The organism is Cysteiniphilum marinum (assembly GCF_014857925.1).
In the GTDB taxonomy this organism is placed as follows: domain Bacteria; phylum Pseudomonadota; class Gammaproteobacteria; order Francisellales; family Francisellaceae; genus Caedibacter; species Caedibacter marinus.
On the sequence record NZ_JACYVZ010000024.1, the window covers coordinates 18,614 to 38,234 of the forward strand.

The following is a 19,621-nucleotide window of genomic DNA, read 5'->3' on the forward strand; positions in this document are numbered from 1 at the left end:
AACGCCGATAATTGTACACTGATTTGCTGAGTTAATGATAGAAATTTTGTGTGACAATAAAGATGAAATGGTCTTAGAGGCTGCCATTTAGTAGCTTCTGGATGGCGAAAGATTAGCTTGATTATATTGATTGCGGAGCTCTTCAAATATATTAATTTTTTGTTGATACTTTGGCATCAGCTCATTTTCTTTTTGCTCTTTTCCCCTTAGTTCGTTGATACTAACCTTTTGTTGATTTAGGCATGTTTTTTGCTCATTTATACTGTCATCACACCACGTTAACTCATTTTGTAACTTTTCAGCTTCTTTTTGTAACTCCTGATATTGGCCATTAATAGAACCATACTTATTGAACAAGTTAGTAACTTTCTGGTCTTGCTGCGTTTTTTTCTGTTCAGCTTCTCTTTTATTTTCTAGAGCTATTGTTTCAGCCTCTTTTATAGCTTCTATTTCAGTTCTATATTGGTTGTTTTTTAATTTATCTACTGTTCCTTGTTGAAGAGCTTGATATGCTTGGTGAGCCTTGTAGTTATCCTTGCTTGTAAATCGAGACCATAATTTTTTGATAAAATTTAATTTTTTATATTCTTGTTGTTTTCTTTTCAACTCAGCTTCAAGTTGATCTAGGACAGTTTGAGCTTGTTCAACCTTATCTGTTACATTTATTAATTCATCGTTTGTTTGATCTTGAAGTTTTTGGTTATTCTTAAGTTCTGTATCAAGGTCAGCGAGCGTTTTGTGCTTTTCCTGTAGATCTGTCTGATTAGATTCGAACTGTTGCTGGAGGTTAGCCTGATTATTTGTTAGCTCCCGAATATCGTTTTGAATTATTTTGCTGACTGCCTCAAGATTCTGAATTTTCTTTTTATGTTCATTGATAAGTCTATCAGCATTATTAATATCTACGTTATTGGATTTAATGGCATCGTTAACTTTTGCCATAAATTCTTTTAGTCTTGTTTGATCTCTTTGAGTGAAATTGTCCTCCAAGAGATTATTCAAAGTGTCTTGCAAGCTCTCTTGAAAAGTATTCAGCTCAGGCATTGAATCGTTTATATTATCTTGAGCAAAAGTAATTAAATTTATTAATATTTGCTTTTGTTCTTCTGTTAAATCTAGTTGATTATGAGATTGTGGTTGTATATCCCCGTCTACACTATCATTATATGTTGCAAATCCATCCTCAGCTCGCATGAATGATTCAGAACCATCTGGATTCGGCGCTGTTGTCCGAGAGTAATTAATACTCTTTTCAATCCTGTCTTGACGTCCATCAAGATACTTGTATTCTAGAAGTGTTATTTCATTTTTATTGGCTTGAGAGAGGAATGAGTCCCAGTATTCTTTGCCGCTTGGACCATTATCGTTATATGTTTCATCATTTGGTAAATACTTCATGTTACCAGATACTATTGCCCATTGTTGTTGATTTTGATCGTACTCTAATGCAGCATAGTGTCCTTGATTATTTGAAGATTTTAAAAGCAAGTGTTTTTTTGTTTTGTCTAAATTGTTTATCTCACTTTTAAAATGACTGTAAGATTCATATCTTTTGACAGCAAGGGTATCGACCCCAGCTACGGACAAGACATTAATACTTAATTGCCCAGTAAATTTAATATTTTGCTGGGCGTGGGTATCAAAATCAGCATTAAATATCTGTTTCATAGCCTGCTCCAAGCAATCGTTACCAAGTGATACATTGTTTGGGTTGTATGTTTCACTAGACTTAGCAATTACTAGTATTTCCGCATCTTTTACATTATGCTCTTGTAGCATGTTTAATAAATTATTCCATAACTGGTTTTCTAGTTTTTTTAATTGTTCTATCGCATACCTATTTAACTGACCTTTAGTACGCTTACCACTTACAAATTCGTTGTAGGCTTTACGAATTTCATTATCGTCAGTGCCAAGGACACTCAGAGCAGATTTTAATTTATTAAATAATCCCTCCGGCTCGGGATTATTTGATATGACGTGGGAAGCATTCATTGCGTTAGTATCGACAGATGTTGCGAGGTCGAAAAGTTGATTAAAGACTTGCTCCTTAGTAAGTGCTTGATTACTTAGAATTTCTTTGCTTTTCTCGTAATTAAGACGCAACTTTGCTAAAAATATTTCTTCTATTGAATCGGATAAACCTCTTTCTTTTAATAGCAATACAAACTCATTATCTCTATAGTATTTTTTAATCGTTTCATGGCAGTAATTATCTAATATATTATCTCTTTCTTTTTTATCAAGACTTGCTAAAAATAGACTGATTAAATCAAGAACCTTAAGCTCAGGTAAGCTATAAATTTTGAGGTTTTCGCCAAAGAAGTAGCGATTTCTAAGCTTGAATAATTGTTCTCGACTCAATTCATTAAGTGATTCTGCCTCTCTTTCAGGAAAAATGCTCTTAAGCGCATCAACAAGTTCTTCTTTAGTTGCATCATTATTTTTTAACTTATTCCATGTTTTTGCACCTTCTTCACCAGCTAAATAGTGCAATGAAGTATTAGCTAAAACACGGTAGTATATTGCAACTACCTCTCTATTTTGATCCACTTTGCTAGCTGTACGCCCAATTACTTCATCATCATTAAAAGCATGATTGCTAGTTAGCTGCGCTACCACATGGTCAGCAATATCGATACCAACTTTAGCGCCAGAGCCTGTTTGATAGTGAGGTGCGTAAAGTTTATCGCCTAGGATGATTGTTTTAATTTGTCCATCAGTTTCAATATGAGTATTTAATTTATCTCGACGGTCTGAGTTAAAGCTTTGCCCTGATGTATCGGTGCGTGTTAACTCTTTTTTTAATACATGATCTTGCTCTAAGGCATTCTTGAATGTGACTTCATTATTCTGTAGCGTTTTACCGTCTTCAAATAATAGTGATAATATGGTTTCATTCCATTCGTTTATCTTCTTTTTATCTTCTCTAATACTCTCTGGGATCTCAGAGCCTATATACCATGTATGATGGCTTGTTTTATTTTCATCATTTGGACTGGCCGTGAAAAAACGATACTGTGGCGGTCTGATAAGTGCCCATCCCAAGTCTTTAAGCCTCTGTTGCCATTTTGTCTGATCAATAACTTTTTGATCTTCTAGCAAAGATGCTGAACGCAAGGCATCAATTGTAAAAGTTGATACCCCATGAGTTTGTTTTACATAATGAGAGTTTTGTGGATATATTGCATCTTCTTGACTAACTTGCTCAATTAATGATTTCTGGATATCGGTGTCATCATTGCCCGTCGCTTCTAGTACTATTTTTTCATCATATATATTACTTAAAGCAGTATCACTAACAATAGACAATTGTTTCCCCACAAGGTATTCATTAATTTTGCTCGTGAAAAGTCGTTGTAAGTCACCTATTTCAATTTCATAAACATCCTCATTTTTGTCAAAGAATTGATCATTCTGCAATTGAAATCTTTTATCAAAATCTTTTGCTACAATAGTGTGAATATTATGTTCATCAATAGTTTTTTGAATATCAGATATTCCAATAGATGTGAGCATGCCTTCAAAATAGCTTTTATTGAAGCGAAAAATATTTCTTCTTGATCTTAGGTCATTCGCACCTTTAAATTCAAGATACTGAGTGGAGTCCTCTTGAAGATATTCAAATCTTGGATCAGTTACGCTGATCTCTAAGTTGAAACTCTCATTTTCCTGCTTAAGTTTATGCAGTAACTTAGCTAACAATGCTAAATTTACTACTCCTAAGCCCTGAAAATGAATATGTTTATCAGTTAAGCTTCCTGTTTTTATTGGCATAATATAAAACCTTATCGTTTAATTGTCTAAAGGTAGCTTTTACAGGAGTATAGCGACTCCAAGTCCAAATATGAATATCAATTAAGAAAAATAATTAATACACTGAGCATAAGCTCGGCTCTACCAATTTACCCGTTAATCAGATCGTATATTGAAAACCACTAAACCTAAACAAAGAGAGTCTTTCAGTATCTACTTTAATCTGCCTGATTATTAAGCTTACTGCTTAATAAAACTGAAGAAAGTTCAGCAGAACATTTTTTACACGAAAACAGACTCAATTTTGTTGCGCCCAACTTTATATGGCACCTAACTGCACTGCCAGCGCCAACTATCGATCATCATTTCGTTAATATCGCGTGTCGCTTGCCAATTAAGCTCATTTTTTGCTTTTGAGCAATCTGCCCAACACTCATCAATATCACCAGCACGTCGTGGCTTTATCTCAAAGGGAACCTTCTCTCCTGTGGCTTTTTCAAATGCATCAATGACCTCAAGCACCGAATAACCATTGCCCGTACCTAAGTTCCAAATATGGCAACCTTTTTGATCCTTAATATACTCATATGCTTTTAGATGCCCTAATGCCAAATCAACCACATGGATATAATCACGCACCCCTGTGCCATCAGGCGTATTATAATCATTACCAAAGACAGATAGCTTTGCCAGCTTACCACTAACCACCTGTGTTAAATAAGGCAATAAGTTATTTGGCACACCATTAGGCAATTCACCAATTAAACCACTTTTATGCGCACCCACGGGGTTAAAATATCTGAGTATTGCAATCGACCATTCATTATCAGCAAATGCTAAATTTTTTAGTATCTTCTCGACCATGACTTTAGAGACACCATAAGGATTGGTTGGTGTGCCAATGGGACAACGCTCAGTGATCGGAATTTCTGCCGGATTGCCATAAACTGTAGCTGATGAGCTAAACACAAAGCTTTTGACATTATGTTGCTGCATAACTTTTAATAAATTTAGCGTACCTGCAACGTTATTATCATAATACTCCAATGGTTTTAAAACACTCTCACCCACGGCTTTTAATGCGGCAAAATGGATCACCATCTTGATATCGTATTGACTGAAAACCTTCTGCAATACGAACTCATCACGTATGTCACCTTTAACAAATATGGGCTTTTTAGCGGTGATTTTTTCAATGCGTTTAATGATATCATCACTACTGTTATAAAGATTATCCAAAATAACAACATCTAAGCCTGCCGTTAAAAACTCAACCACCGTATGTGAGCCGATAAAACCAGTACCGCCAGTTATTAGAATCATTTTTACCTTATTGATATCACTTTATCTTTTAATGCCGCTAATCTAACAAATTAACAAAATAACGCCAATCAGAAGTTAATATAAAAAACCAAATAAATACAATGGAATACTATTAGCATACCCCACACTTAGATCGTCTTTGACTAAATATTTATTATTTTTAAGCATAGTTAATTGGCTGCCAGTCTTGTTTTTCCCGCCAATTTCAAAGGTAAACTCCTTAACCTGAAAGTCACCAACTTTAGGGTAATACGCGTGGAGTTTCGCTCCTTGAACAAACTGCAGGAAAGCTAACTCACGTAATACACCTATATCCAAATTAGTCGATAATAATGTGTTAATCATTGCCAGTAAAGTTGTATTATCCAGATAAAGCTTATCTGGCTTGGATAAGACCTGTGAACCTGAGCCACTGGCATAAAGCTTCTTAATCAAGTGAGCTTTCTCTAATATTTGTAAATAATTATCAACTGTCTTATTGTCAATGCCTAATCGTGTTGCAAAGGTGTTGCTTTTTACTTTAGCAGGCGGAGAACTTGCCAAAAAATTTAACATTCGCTTAAAGTGAAGTAAGGAGCTCGTCTTTAAATTAAAGTGAAAAGCAATATCTTCATAAATTGTTTTTTCTACTACTGTTTGCAAAGTGTCATATAATATTGCCTGGCCAAGCTCAAATACAGTAGGATAATATCCATAAAGCAAATACTGTTTAAAACGCTCAAGTAACAATGGAATAGAAGATAACTTTCTTGCAACCTCTTGATGATTATTCACTAAATCATCAAAATCAATCGCAGGATAGTCAAGCTCCTGAATAAAGTTTAAATACTCACGAAATGATAGCCCTGGTAAAGATAATAAATGGGCTCGACGTGACAAATCGTAACTGCCTGTTACGAGATCTATGCTTGAACTCCCTGAAAAAAATACTTTAATATCCGGATAAGAATCATGTATATTTTTAAGTTCTTGGTTCCAGTTAGGATATTTATGTATCTCATCAATATAAAAATGTCGAATATTTGCTTGATGATAACTTTGATCAATGACAGACAGTAAAGTATTTTCATTAAAGTAGAGATTATCGGCAGAAAAATAAAACGAGTTTTTATGCAACGACTCATTTAAACGTATATGTTGCAACAGCAATGTGGTTTTACCAACACCTCGCGCACCAATAATCCCAACAAGCCGGCTAGCACTATCTAACTGAGGATAAATAAAGCGTTTATATTTAGTTTGCACATTACCAACCAAGCGATGATGTGTCTGCCATAAAAAATCAATCATTAGATCAAACTCTACAAAAAATATAATAAAACACGACTTAAATCAACAATATATATGTAAAATAACAAAAAAACTAGAGTTCAATCCAAATTATTGACAAAAAAACTGGATCACATTCCAACATTTACCACTAAAGTTAAATTGCCAAATGCCTTCCCGCAGCATATGCAACTTCTTTAAAATAGCTGACAAAAACACTGATTTTCTGACATATTCGTGTAAAATACACTAAATTTTTAGTATTGAGTTGATTAACTTAGATTTTTAGTTAGTTACTGAAGTTTCACATTTTAGAAAAAACTATGATTTTATAAACACCCCGTCAGCCTTTGGCTGCCACCCCTCTTGCAAAGAGGGGAATTAGGCAAAGGTGATTTTATATTCCCCTCTTTGCAAGAGGGGGCTTAAGCTTGCTAAGCGGGGTGTTGAAATAGAAAAAATGCGTCACTCCAGTTAGTTATATAGATTTATAGAGGATAAATTTTGATTTTATTACGTTATCTTAATCGCGAGCTTGTGAATATGACGATGGCGATTATTCTTATCCTACTGTTGATTGTCATCAGCAACATGTTTGTGCGTTACCTATCGATCGTCTCTGGCGGGAATATAGAAGCTGATGCTGTTTTTAAAATGATCTCAGTCATGTTGCCCAAATATATTGCCTATTTACTGCCAATCGCCTTTTTCTTTGCCATTTTGATTGTTTATGGCAAGATGTTTGCTAATAACGAACTAACGGTTACCTTTGCCTGTGGCACAAGTTGGTTTCGCTTATTAAAATTCATCATGATCCCAGCATTAAGCCTCTTTGCGATAGAGCTTATTTTAACGTTATTGGTTTTACCGAAAATGGATCAGAATTACTTTCTGGTACAAAAGACAACAACCAAAAGCTCGCTGTTAAGCTTTATTCAACCGGGGAAAATCACACCCTTTAGTGATGGAAAGCAGGTTGTTTATACCAAGTCAACCGATCCTGATGGTACTTTGCATGACATTTTCATTTATCAGCAAAAACCCAACAATGGCAGCACGATTATCACAGCACCTACTGGCTATGCCGAAACCAGACCTGATGGCAATCAATATTTAGTACTTAAAAACGGCTATTTCTATGATGCAAAACCCGGTGTTGCCGAAGTGCAAAAAGGCCATTTCACTGAAGCGACGCAATTTATCCCAACCAAGGTTAGTGTCGGCTACAACAACTCGATCGAATCTGTTCCTACTTCAGAGCTAATCAATAGCAATGAACCACGCTATCAGGCTGAGCTGCAATGGCGACTAAGCTTTCCTTTAGCAATACTCATCTCTTCACTCATCGCATTAGCGATGTGTAAAATGCGTCCACGCCAAAGCCGCTACAGTAAAATCATTCCAGCCCTGATTGTGTTTATTCTTTATTTTAACCTCCTGTCTTTATCGAAATCATGGCTTAATGATGGCAATATCCCAAGTTGGCTTGGACTTTGGTGGGTACATATTGTCTTTGCCGGTATTATGCTTTTAATACTTAAACAATATAATGGTCGTATCTTTGAAGAGAAAACCAAAGAGGTCAACGCATGAAACGCTTAACCTTATATGTTGCCTCAACCGTTTTGTACACATCTTTTATTATGATTCTGGCATTAACTGCCATTTTCTTTTTATTCACCTATATTGCACAAGCCGGTGACATTGGCAAAGGCAACTTTACCGCACTAGCTGCCTTTTTGTACGTTCTTTATGAGGTGCCTGCGAACATTTACCTGATCATGCCTGTTTGCGCTTTATTGGGAGGCCTTATGGGCTTGGGGCTTTTAGCCAATAATAGTGAATTGATCGTCATGCGCGCTTCAGGTCAATCGATCACACAAATTGCCAAAGGCGTACTTTTAGCTGCTTTTGGTTTAGCATTTTTAACATTTTTAACTGGCGCCTACATTGCACCATATTTCCAAAAAAAGGCAACGATTAACAAAACACTTGCCACCGGTGGCAATGAAGCATTGGTATTGTATGATACGCAAACCTTATGGATTCGTGAAGGCAACGCCTTTATCCATGTTGGTAAAAACGATACTAACGGTAAACTTAAAGACATCACCAAATATACCATCGACAACAACCAGCTCACGGCAATTGATCATGCTGATAATGCATTATTTACTAATAAACAATGGCAAGTTAATGATGTTTCAAGCACACAAATTGGCAAAGATAGCAGCATTGTTTACCATGATAAACAACAATACTGGAACAACTTATTACCACCCTTTTTACTTAAGATCATTACCTCTAATACTGATTATCTTAATTTAAGCGAGCTGATTGACTATATCAAGGTTAACAAAGAAGGTCAGCAAAGTGCCAATCGCATTTGGCTTAAATTTTGGCAGACTTTCTTTCAACCACTCTCACTGGTTATTTTAATGTTGATTGCAGTACCCTTCTCTTTAGGGTCGATGCGCTCATCAGCCTTGGGGTATAAGTTTATCATCGGCATGCTCTTTGGCTTTAGCTTCTATATTATTAACCAAACCTTTGGTCCCTTTAGTCTTGTTTATAATCTCTCAGGCTTTTGGGGTGCGGCTATTCCAAGCTTTATCTTTTTGATTATTTTGGGCTTCTTATTCTGGAAAATGCGAGAATAAGACAATGCGCCCTCTTTCTAAAACACACGCTAATAAAGCATCATTAAGCAAAGTACGCATTATTGCTGGTAAGTACAAATCACGCCAGATTGAATTTAGTGGCGAAAACAACTCTACTCTACGCCCAACTTCAGATCGCTTGCGTGAGACACTATTTAATTGGCTTATGCCTTATGTTGTTGACGCAAACTGTCTTGATGCTTTCGCAGGCAGTGGCATGCTAGGCTTTGAAGCCCTATCACGATTGGCAAGATCTTGTGACTTCTTTGAGCTTAACGCTCAGGCAATAAAGCATTTGAACAATAATAAAAACAAACTCGCTATCGACAATGCCGCTATCTATCAAAGAGATGTTTTAGCTTATCTTAAAACTTGCGATAACTATAATGTCATTTTCCTTGACCCACCATTTAGTAGTAATTTATTGGAGCAGTCACTCTCTAGCATCCTTAACAATATCAATATTGATAATGATTGCGTTATTTATACTGAATACGCAAGTAACAACCTACCGCCATCACTGTCACACTTCACTGTACTCAAACAAACTAAGCAAGGCGCAGTCTCTGCATGCTTGTTACAAAAACCATGATTTGTGCTACAATGCCCAACTTATCAGATGAATGAAATAATTTAATACTCCAATGATTGTATCCATTGACGCTATCGATTCGCTTTTACCACAAACTCAATGCACTAAATGCGGCTATCAAGATTGCTATGATTATGCCAAAGCCATCACCAATGGTGAGAAGCACAATCGCTGCCCACCAGGTGGCCAACAAGGTGCAGATGCATTGGCAAAATTATTACAACGAGAAAAATTAGCCCTTGATAAAAGCTGTGGTACGCATTCGCCAAAGAAAGTTGCATGGATTAATGAAGATCTGTGTATTGGCTGCACTAAATGCATTTTAGCTTGTCCTGTCGATGCCATTATGGGCGCTAAAAAATTAATGCATACGGTGATTAATGAAGAATGCACCGGATGTGATCTGTGTGTTGAACCGTGCCCTATGGATTGCATTGAAATGCATGAGCTCCCTTTAGAGGAACAACCTCATACATTAACTAATATCCAATATGAAGCACAAAAAGCGCACTATCGTAATAAGCATAATAAACGTACAATACGTCTTAAACTGCAAAAAGAAAATGAGACCAAAAAACATCAACAAAATATTCGCTTAAGTAATATGAACATTGATAAGAAAGCATATATTGAACAAGCTTTAGCAAACTTTAAAGCCAAGAAAAAAATGGATTAATTGACACTCATGAACAAAGCAAAGCGTCAAAAAATTTTTGAGATCTGGCAGAGCAACAACCCTAATCCAACAACTGAGCTAAATTACAGCTCAGACTTTGAGCTTCTGATTGCTGTGATCTTATCAGCGCAAGCCACGGATGTTAGTGTTAACAAAGCCACTGATAAGCTTTATCCGGTTGCTAATACCCCTGAAGCTATATTTGCACTGGGTGAAGCACGCCTTATGGAATATATTCAATCGATTGGTTTATATAAAACAAAAGCCAAAAACGTGATTAAAACCTGTCAGCTATTGATTGAAAAACATAATAGCCTTGTGCCTCGTGATCGCAAATCTTTAGAAGCATTACCTGGTGTAGGACGCAAAACCGCAAATGTTGTGTTAAATACAGCTTTTGGTGAGTTGACTATGGCAGTTGATACGCATATTTTTCGCATTGCCAATCGCATCAATTTAGCCCCTGGCAAAAATGTTGATGAAGTCGAGATGCATTTACTTAAGGTTATTCCCAAACAGTTTTTAAAAGATGCCCACCATTGGCTTATTTTACATGGTCGCTATATCTGCACTGCAAAAAAGCCAAAATGTGGCACATGTCCCATTTATGATTTATGTGAATTCAAACAAAAAGAAGCCTATTTATGATTTTTAGTTCCGATCGATTAGAACTGAGAAAGCTATACTTTGACAGTTGGCATAAGTATTTAACTAAGCAGCCATTAACTGACCTTGAAACGCAAATTACACGTATTATCGAGCATCATCCTGAGTATCATCATTATCTGTCAAACCTAGATAATCTAGACAAAGACTTCCCGCCAGAAATCGGTGAAACCAACCCATTTCTACATATGGGGCTACACATGGGCTTAATTGAACAAGTTGTTACTAATCGCCCTTATGGTATCCATCAGATTTACCAACAGCTTTGCCAGCAACAGCATGATGAACATAAAGTGCAGCATATGATGATGGATCATCTAGCAGAATCGATCTGGAGCGCGCAAAAGCATCATGTGCCACCTGATGAGTCAAACTATCTCGCCCAATTACAATTATTAATTTCTGGCTAACACTAAATACTTACCCACAAGCACTAGCGTAAGTCAAAGCGATGCACTGAGCATCAGTCGAAGTGGGTAAGCTTGAGAAAAGCACACGCTCATAGCGGCTTCGACTTATGCTCAGCCAACGCTTACATAGTCAAAGTGGACAGGAATATGGTCATAGCCTAATTTCTTGATGAAAATATAGGGCTTTAATGCAAGCTCAACAGTCCAAATGCTAACAATACTAAAACAAACACCGGCAGGCTTGAAAACAAACTATCCATGCGATCTAAAACACCACCATGCCCTGGCAAGATCTTACCACTGTCTTTAACACCGCATTCGCGTTTGATCATACTTTCAAAAAGATCACCCAATAGTGCGATTAGCACAATCACAAAAGATAGGATAATTAAAATGGTTTGCTCATAACGACTGTGACTAATAATAAGCGCACAAACAACACCTGCAAGCCCACCAAATATCACACCTCCCACTAAGCCTTCTATCGTTTTCTTAGGGCTAATCACAGATGCCAATTTCTTCTTGCCATATTGACGCCCTACAAAATAAGCACCACTATCAGCAAGTGTCACGACCAACATCATTAGTAATAGAAATGATGGTTTTTGTTGATGCAATAACGAGATTGACACCCATAGCGGTACAATCACAAAAAAACCGATGAGATAGCGCAAGCCATTAGATAACGCATTAAACTTGATCTTTGGATAGCGTAGAATTAAGTAAAACGCAAAAACCCAGAAAACACAGGATAATACCAACACAGGCAATCTAAAAAATTGCGACAGATAAATTAAAACAAGCGTCACAACCAAGTAAAGGATGCGTTTAGGCAATGTTTTTGCATTAGCAAAAGCAGCCCACTCCCATGCAGCAAACAATAAGATAATTGCCACTGCCGTATCAAAAATCGTATCACTTAAGCGAAAAATCGCCCATAGCACGATAAGACCTAAGATAACTCCAGTAATGATTCTTTCCTTCACACTTTCCCCTTCATTTGCTCATCCGTTTTGCCAAAGCGTCTTGTACGCTTTTGATATTCATCTAGCGCCAACTTAAAATCTTTCTTTGAAAAATCAGGCCAATACTTGTCGCAAAAGTATAACTCAGCATATGACAACTGCCAAATCATAAAATTGCTAATCCGTTTTTCACCACTGGTACGAATCAATAAATCAACAGGCGTTTGAATTTCTTTAATCAAGCATGCATTAAAATTTTCTTCGCTAATTTGATCAATTTCATCAGCCTTCAATACGCCACTTTGCAGTTGTTGTAATAGTTTTTTAGCAGCAGTTAACACTTCCCATTGACCACTATAATCAATCGCAACATTCAATTTCAGTCCGCTACAATGCGCTGTTTCTTTTTCAGCGTTGCTGATATTGTGAATAACCTCATTAGATAGACGGCTACGATCACCAACAACATGTAATCGCACATTGTTATCCTGCATCATCGCTACTTCATTCACAAGCACTTCTGAAAATAGCGTCATCAACGTGTTGACTTCCTCTTGTGGTCGCAACCAGTTCTCACGCCCAAAAGCAAAAAGTGTTAATATTTGAATGTTTTTCTCAACAGCGAATTCAATCGTAGCACGCACGCTTTTAACTGCAGCTTTATGCCCTGCTGTACGTGGGAAAAGTCTCTTTTTTGCCCAACGCCCATTACCATCCATGATAATCGCAACATGCTTGGGCATGTTATCATTTGGCATATAGCACTAGATTTCCATTAAATCTTGTTCTTTTTCTTGAACGATGACATCTGCCTTTGCGATCATGTCATTGGTCAATTTTTGAATGTTTTCTTCGCCTTTTTTTGCTTCATCTTCAGAGATTTCTTTCTCTTTTAATAAGTCTTTGATATCAGAATTCGCATCACGACGAATATTACGAATCGCCACACGCCCTTTTTCTGCTTCACCACGCACTAATTTAACCATCTCTTTGCGACGCTCTTCATTTAATGCTGGCATTGGAATACGTAAGCTATCACCCATGTTCGCTGGATTAAGTCCTAGATCCGACATCAAAATTGCTTTTTCGATTTTAGAAGACAAGCCCTTTTCCCATGGCGTAATACCCAACGTGCGCGCATCCAAAACCGTAATATTAGCAGCTTGTGCAATTGGTGTATCAATGCCATAGTAATCAATCGTCACATGTGCCAACAAGTCAGGGTGAGCACGCCCTGTTCTGATCTTTGCTAAATCATGACGTAAATTCTCTAAACTTTTTTCCATACGGTCTTTAGCATCCGCTAAAATCTCTTTAATCATAATGAATTTCTCCTAGTCTCTAACCCAAGTACCTTCTTTTTTGCCTTGAAGCACACGTAATAGCGCACCTGAATTATTTACATTAAATACACAAATAGGGACATTAAAATCACGTGCCTGTACAAACGAACCCAAATCCATTACTGCCAATTCACGTTTGAGTGTTTCATTAAAACTCAACATATCAAATTTAACTGCATCTTTATGTTTATTTGGATCTTTATCATAAACACCATCGACAGTCGTTACTTTTAAAATGGCATCTGCATCAATTTCAATGGCACGAAGTGTTGCCGTGGTATCAGTTGTCACAAAAGGATTGCCTGTGCCACCCGCAAAAATCACCACTTTGCCTTCATTTAAATAACGTTTTGCACGTTTTGGATTGGTGCACTCTAGCACACCATCAATGCCACGTGAGGATAACACTTCATTGTCAATACCTGCGTGCGTTAGTATATCTGATAACGCCAATGCATTAATCATCGTCGCAAGCATACCCATGGTATCAGCCGTACTTCTTTCAATTTGGTTTTGAAAATTAGCACGACCACCTGCACGACCACCTCTTAGGATATTGCCTCCGCCGATGACTATAGCCAATTGCACACCTGTACTTAATGCTTCTTTTATATCATTTACAACATCTTGAGCCGCTGATACTTGGATACCAAAGCCATCCGTTGATAGCGTCTCACCGCTTAATTTGATTAAAACACGCTTCAGTGTCAGGTGTGACATAGTAATTATGCTCCTTGAACTTGGCTCATCACTTCAGCTGCGAAGTCAGTCTCTTCTTTTTCGATGCCTTCACCAACACCAAAACGAATAAAGCCAGTTACTGTTGCATTATTTGCTTTCAATAGATCTGAAACTTTTTGATCAGGGTTTTTAACAAACGGTTGACCAACTAAGCTTTGCTCATCCAAGAACTTGCGAATGCGCCCTGTGATCATCTTCTCGATAATCTCATCAGGCTTGCCACTTTCACGTGCTTGAGCGACAAATATCTCTTTCTCTTTCGCAACGATCTCTTCTGGCACTTGATCTTGTGATACAACAATTGGGTTTGAAGCAGCAATATGCATAGCAACATCTTTTGCTAAGTCTTCATTACCACCATTCATTGCAACGATCACACCAATACGACCACCATGACTGTAAACGCCAACCGTTTCACCTTCAAGTGCATCGATACGACGTACATTGATGTTTTCACCGATTTTAGCGATCAAGCTTTTACGCGCTTCTTCGACACTCTGGCCATTTGCTAAAGTTAAAGCAAGTACTTCTTCAAGTGTTTTTGCATTTGAGTTAGCAACTGCAGCAACTACTTCATCAGCAAACTTCTTAAAGTTCTCATCACGTGCAACGAAGTCAGTCTCTGAATTGATCTCAACAATTACCGCTTTGTTTGCAGATTGTGACATCACGATAACACCTTCAGCGGCAACACGAGATGCTTTTTTATCTGCTTTTGCCGCACCTGATTTACGCATTTCTTCAACTGCTTTTTCGATATCGCCACCAGTTTGAGTTAATGCTTTTTTACACTCCATCATGCCCGCACCTGTGCGCTCACGGAGCTCTTTTACTAATTGTGCGCTAATAGTCGCCATTGATTAGATTCCTTCTTGTTAATACTTTTAAAATATAAACTTATTGATTAAGCTTCTTCTTCAGAAACGTCTGCTGTTTTCTCTTCTGCGATATGTGACGCTTGTTTTGCATCAATAATCGCATCAGCAAATTTGCTTAAGTAAAAACGAATTGCTTTAACTGCATCATCATTACCAGGGATAACATAATCAATATCATCAGGACTTGAGTTACTATCAACAACAGCAACAACAGGAATACCTAAGCGCTTAGCTTCTTCAATCGCGATATGCTCTTCTTTACTATCGATAATGACTAAAACATCTGGCAAACCACCCATTTCTTTGATGCCGCCTAGCGCTTTTTCTAACTTCTCGATTTCACGTGAGTTTTGTAACGCTTCTTTCTTTGTCATACGTTCAAACGTACCGTCTTCTTGCATTTTTTCAAGATCACGTAAACGCTTAATTGATTGACGAATTGTTTTATAGTTCGTCAACATACCACCTAACCAACGGTGATTAACATATGGCATACCACAACGTGATGCTTCTTCAGCAATCACTTCTTGTGCTTGACGCTTAGTACCAACGAATAAAATCTTGCCGTTTTTAGACGCGGCTTTACCAACGAAATTAACAGCATCTTGAAACAAAGGCACTGTCTTTTCTAAGTTGATAATATGAATACCGTGATTAATACCAAAAATGAATTCGCTCATTTTTGGATTCCAAAATCTCTTTTGGTGACCGTAGTGAACACCAGCTTGTAACATTTCTTTCATTAAAGACATATTTTCTCCAATTATTGGGTTATTCCGCCATTACTCCCACTTTTAAACCCTTTTAAAAGGCACCCTAAAAGCGTGTCGAGCAACGTGTGGTTTCTTGTTGTTTTACATAAACATTAAGCCAAAAACTAACAGCAAAAGTGATTGCAGATAGATATTACTGACAAAATGCGAGGCGGATTCTAGCACAAATCAATGATCTCTGCCATACCATCGCAAAGCATTTTGCAGAATTTCTTGTGCATCTACTAAAGCAAATATCATTTAGCTGTAGCGTGTCCATTGCTTACCTTTTCAGAATAAATCATATCCGCAATCATTGATGTAATTAATGCCATTTTTTCTTGTATAATACTTCCCATATTTTGGATCACAGTTAAGGGACATATAAAGTTGGATGTAACAACTTAAAACTTGCTGAAGTATAGCAAAAAGAATCAATGCATTCACCATGGGGTTGTTAAAGACAAATAGTCAGAGATGCTACAACTACATACCCCTTTATTTCATCTCTCATTTTAGGGTAATTAATCTAGTTATTTGAAACGCACCAGTTTTCTAATTTTAGCTCTTCTATTCGTTTAAAATGAGCATCATTTGAAATAAAAGTCATGTCATTGATGATTGCTTGAGATGCAAGCATGGTATCTATTGCCTGTATTTGTGACCCTTTGGCAATTAAGTTTCCCATGATCTTGCCTGATAGTTTGGCAACTTCTGTACCTGTATACTCTATTATATTAAGGGTTGAAATCATATGATCTATCGCACTTTTAACTCTTTCTTTGTATAGCTGATCATTGTCATTAATTCGCTGATACCCTGAGTAAAGCTCATGTATGATTAGATTAGAAATAAATATTTTTGCTGGTTGGTGTTCAGCTAATCTTATTTTTAAATGCTCGCTGTAAGGTTGTTTTTTATTGATCAGGTAACTAATCACATTGGTATCTAGTAGGTACATTAAAATAGCTCATCATTATTAGGTAGATCATCTGGTATTTTAAACGCATCATATTTAGGCGTGGGAATATCATTGATACTATCAAATAAAGCACGCCAACCTTTGTCTTTTGGTGTCAAAATAAGTTGATCACCCTTTCTTTCGATAAAAACTTCATCCGCATTCAATCTAAAAGATTTAGGTATTCGGACATTTTGACTTTTATTAATCATAAAAACTTTAGCTGATTCCATTGTAAACACCTGCTCAATAAGTATATATTTATAGTATATACCTTCATTTGTCTTTGTCTATCTTTTTGACGTACGTTCAGAACTCCTCACTAAGTGACAGTCTTCGATTTCATAGAATCGGACGTAACACGAGCATAATCAATACACTCACCATAGGATTATTAACGACAAATAGTCAGAGACGCTACATCACCTTGCATTTTAATGTCCTAACGTCTTCTTAAATTCTTTTTGCAACTGAATAACCATGTCTCGCGTAAGGCCCGTGGCTTTAATAACTTGTTCTACCGTTAGATTCATTCCAAATAAATTTTGCGCAGTTGCTTGTTTCTCAAGCAGGCGCCCTTGTTGCATTCCTTGTTGCATTCCTTGTTGCATTCCTTGTTGCATTCCTTGTTGCATTCCTTTTTGTATACCTTTATCTTCCCATTGCTGTGCTACTGTCATAATATCACCTTTTAAACTTGGTTTACTGTCTATTATCTTATCATAAAACATTTCCGTTTCCATATCCGAATATTGCGACATATAGCGAATTAACACCTGCCTTGCAATATGATCGTAAGCCTCGATATGGTTCACTACAATACCAAGCTTGCCATCAATATTTTTCTGCCTAATTGCTTTTAATATTAATTCAAATCCCGCAATAAAACCATGCTCTAAAATCTCTTCGTCACTGTAGCGGTTAAGATCAATAAATTCAGTGGTAAACGCATATTTTTTTGCTAGAGACTTATTGGCGAAATAGTCATTAATATCAAGACTATGTGTAAATGGTTTTTGATTAGCATAGTAAATAATCGATACAACTAAGGGTAAATCTTTCGTGGTTTTATGCCGTTTTATATAGTCTAACAAGTAAGCCGTTTGATAATGTCGTGTGCGAATAATAATGCTACCATCATTACTCGTTTGCGATTCTATATGAACAAAAGTCGCACCATGTTTGCCATCCTTAAACTTAAAAAGAAAGGTTAGATCAGACTGCTCTTTTTGCTTATTATTTTCCTTTTGCTGTCGGGTAACAGGGAAATGTCTCCATTTCCCCGTCCCCTAAGAACTGTACGTGCGACTTTCACCGCATACAGCTCAAGCCTCATATCAGAGAATACATTTAAATTCCCCTAGCAATATATATTTCCTGCATCTCTTTCTTTAAAGTAATTATCATAATTAAGATCGTAGATATTTGCATTATGCATAATCAATCTATGTCTCTTAATTGGTACCTTCGCAGCTAGCATGATTTGTAGGTCAGAAGATTTTGGTGAGAATATCCAACTACGAAACCCAATGGTTTTAAAATACTTATTTTTAATCCATTTGTAGCTCTTTGTTGGATGCTTTTTCTTACACCATTTAATTAGTTTTTTACAAATTATACCGTCAACGTAGCTGAAGGTTTCTTTAGATACAACTGATCTAAAATAATAACTCCAACCTCGTATTCTGGGATTAAGACTATTAACTATACCTTCTTGCGAGGTATGCAAGCCAATTTTCAGTTTATATCTTATGCTATGCAACAGATTCTTAACTGACTCTTTGCTTGGTTTTATTAGTAGCTTGTCTCTATATTTCCTAACGTTGAATCCTAAAAAGTTAAAACCATCATTAATGTGAACGATTCTTGTTTTCTCTTCGGATAATTTCAGTCCTCTGATTTTAAGAAAGTTCTTCACAATTGGTATAACTTTAGATTCAATAGTTGCTTTGGATACCCCTGTTACAATAAAGTCATCAGCGTAACGTATTAAATTCACCTTATCCTGTAAACTAGTGTTCCTCTTCAATTCTTTTGACAAACCGTCTAAGCACATATTTGCCAAAATCGGGGAAATAATACCACCTTGAGGAGTTCCTTCTTCAGTTCTAAAATATTGATCCTTAAATATGTACCCTGATGTTAACCATTTCTTTAGTATTCCTTTATTCATTGGAATGTTTTCGAGTAACCAGTCGTGACTGATATTGTCGAAGCATGCCTTTATATCCGCATCTAAAACCCATTGTGAATTAGTACGTCTATGTAAACAAAGCCAACATTGTGCTATTGCATCCTTAGCCGACCTTTTTGGTCTAAATCCATAAGAAGTAACATCAGCTGTTACTTCAGCTATGGGCTCTAATGCCATAGCATATAATGCCTGCATCGCTCTATCTTTCATAGTTGGAATACCTAATGGTCTTTGCTTTCCGTTGGCTTTGGGAATATAAACCCTTCTCAATGGCTTCGGTTTATATCCTCTACTCAACAAAGAGTATAAACCTTTTGTCTTGGCTTTGTTTGAATTCCAAACAATTCCGTCAACTCCTGGTGTGTTTTTCCCTTTATTGGTTGTAACCTTATGCACCGCGAGAAGCTTTGCATGAAAAGATTTGGTTAATAGATG

At 36.8% G+C, this 19,621-nt stretch carries 18 protein-coding genes and 1 pseudogene; 6 read left to right on the forward strand and 13 right to left on the reverse strand.

Going from position 1 to position 19,621, the window contains the following annotated elements; translation table 11 throughout:
• Positions 1 to 87: 87 nt before the first annotated feature.
• The 3 genes from IE867_RS10205 to IE867_RS10215 form a co-directional block, all read right to left on the reverse strand.
• Positions 88 to 3,777, reverse strand: a complete 3,690-nt coding sequence (locus IE867_RS10205; RefSeq protein ID WP_192484625.1) for a coiled-coil domain-containing protein — start codon at positions 3,775 to 3,777, stop codon at positions 88 to 90.
• A 309-nt stretch (positions 3,778 to 4,086) separates the two neighbouring features.
• On the reverse strand, positions 4,087 to 5,079 hold the full coding sequence (gene galE / locus IE867_RS10210; protein WP_192484626.1) for a UDP-glucose 4-epimerase GalE: 993 nt from the start codon (positions 5,077 to 5,079) through the stop codon (positions 4,087 to 4,089).
• 75 nt (positions 5,080 to 5,154) lie between these two features.
• Positions 5,155 to 6,369, reverse strand: coding sequence for an ATP-binding protein (locus IE867_RS10215; RefSeq protein ID WP_192484627.1), 1,215 nt, complete (start codon positions 6,367 to 6,369; stop codon positions 5,155 to 5,157).
• Between the two features lie 483 nt (positions 6,370 to 6,852).
• Here IE867_RS10215 and lptF point away from each other — a divergent pair, with 483 nt between their 5' ends.
• The 6 genes from lptF to IE867_RS10245 are packed head-to-tail and all read left to right on the forward strand — an operon-like array spanning position 6,853 to position 11,352.
• The gene (gene lptF / locus IE867_RS10220; protein ID WP_192484628.1) at positions 6,853 to 7,941 is read left to right on the forward strand and encodes an LPS export ABC transporter permease LptF; all 1,089 of its coding nucleotides are present in this window, start codon (positions 6,853 to 6,855) and stop codon (positions 7,939 to 7,941) included.
• Positions 7,938 to 9,008 (forward strand): LPS export ABC transporter permease LptG, encoded by a 1,071-nt coding sequence (gene lptG / locus IE867_RS10225; RefSeq protein WP_192484629.1) that lies wholly within the window; start codon positions 7,938 to 7,940, stop codon positions 9,006 to 9,008. Before lptF ends, lptG begins: the two co-directional genes overlap by 4 nt.
• A 4-nt stretch (positions 9,009 to 9,012) precedes the next feature.
• On the forward strand, positions 9,013 to 9,600 hold the full coding sequence (gene rsmD, locus IE867_RS10230) for a 16S rRNA (guanine(966)-N(2))-methyltransferase RsmD (RefSeq protein WP_192484630.1): 588 nt from the start codon (positions 9,013 to 9,015) through the stop codon (positions 9,598 to 9,600).
• Positions 9,601 to 9,652: 52 nt separating this feature from the next.
• Positions 9,653 to 10,276: an RnfABCDGE type electron transport complex subunit B gene (locus IE867_RS10235; RefSeq protein WP_192484631.1), complete on the forward strand. Its 624-nt coding sequence runs from the start codon at positions 9,653 to 9,655 to the stop codon at positions 10,274 to 10,276.
• A gap of 9 nt (positions 10,277 to 10,285) precedes the next feature.
• Positions 10,286 to 10,924 (forward strand): endonuclease III, encoded by a 639-nt coding sequence (gene nth, locus IE867_RS10240; protein WP_192484632.1) that lies wholly within the window; start codon positions 10,286 to 10,288, stop codon positions 10,922 to 10,924.
• Complete coding sequence (locus tag IE867_RS10245; RefSeq protein WP_192484633.1) at positions 10,921 to 11,352, forward strand: DUF1841 family protein; 432 nt, start codon at positions 10,921 to 10,923, stop codon at positions 11,350 to 11,352. Before nth ends, IE867_RS10245 begins: the two co-directional genes overlap by 4 nt.
• 185 nt (positions 11,353 to 11,537) lie before the next feature.
• Here the strand turns inward: IE867_RS10245 and IE867_RS10250 are convergent, their stop codons facing one another.
• The 10 genes and pseudogenes from IE867_RS10250 to ltrA form a co-directional block, all read right to left on the reverse strand.
• Positions 11,538 to 12,338: a phosphatidate cytidylyltransferase gene (locus IE867_RS10250; protein ID WP_192484634.1), complete on the reverse strand. Its 801-nt coding sequence runs from the start codon at positions 12,336 to 12,338 to the stop codon at positions 11,538 to 11,540.
• Complete coding sequence (gene uppS / locus IE867_RS10255; protein ID WP_192484635.1) at positions 12,335 to 13,075, reverse strand: polyprenyl diphosphate synthase; 741 nt, start codon at positions 13,073 to 13,075, stop codon at positions 12,335 to 12,337. Before uppS ends, IE867_RS10250 begins: the two co-directional genes overlap by 4 nt.
• 6 nt (positions 13,076 to 13,081) lie before the next feature.
• Entirely contained in the window at positions 13,082 to 13,639 is a 558-nt protein-coding gene (frr, locus tag IE867_RS10260) for a ribosome recycling factor (protein WP_192484636.1), read from the reverse strand.
• Between the two features lie 12 nt (positions 13,640 to 13,651).
• Positions 13,652 to 14,380: a UMP kinase gene (pyrH, locus tag IE867_RS10265; RefSeq protein WP_192484637.1), complete on the reverse strand. Its 729-nt coding sequence runs from the start codon at positions 14,378 to 14,380 to the stop codon at positions 13,652 to 13,654.
• A 5-nt stretch (positions 14,381 to 14,385) separates the two neighbouring features.
• Positions 14,386 to 15,258 carry a translation elongation factor Ts gene (gene tsf, locus IE867_RS10270; protein WP_192484638.1) on the reverse strand — a complete coding sequence of 291 codons (873 nt, stop codon included), beginning with the start codon at positions 15,256 to 15,258 and terminating at the stop codon, positions 14,386 to 14,388.
• Between the two features lie 47 nt (positions 15,259 to 15,305).
• On the reverse strand, positions 15,306 to 16,031 hold the full coding sequence (gene rpsB / locus IE867_RS10275; protein ID WP_117001591.1) for a 30S ribosomal protein S2: 726 nt from the start codon (positions 16,029 to 16,031) through the stop codon (positions 15,306 to 15,308).
• A gap of 529 nt (positions 16,032 to 16,560) precedes the next feature.
• A complete protein-coding gene (locus tag IE867_RS10280) occupies positions 16,561 to 16,992 on the reverse strand; it encodes a type II toxin-antitoxin system VapC family toxin (RefSeq protein ID WP_192484639.1) in 432 nt (143 codons plus the stop codon).
• Positions 16,992 to 17,225 carry an antitoxin gene (locus IE867_RS10285; RefSeq protein ID WP_192484640.1) on the reverse strand — a complete coding sequence of 78 codons (234 nt, stop codon included), beginning with the start codon at positions 17,223 to 17,225 and terminating at the stop codon, positions 16,992 to 16,994. The genes IE867_RS10280 and IE867_RS10285 overlap by 1 nt, the downstream gene beginning before the upstream one ends.
• 201 nt (positions 17,226 to 17,426) lie before the next feature.
• Positions 17,427 to 18,221: pseudogene (locus IE867_RS10290) on the reverse strand (Rpn family recombination-promoting nuclease/putative transposase); the annotation flags it as partial.
• A 131-nt stretch (positions 18,222 to 18,352) separates the two neighbouring features.
• Positions 18,353 to 19,621: group II intron reverse transcriptase/maturase (ltrA, locus tag IE867_RS10295; RefSeq protein WP_192484641.1), on the reverse strand; the 1,269-nt coding region annotated here is incomplete at its 5' end.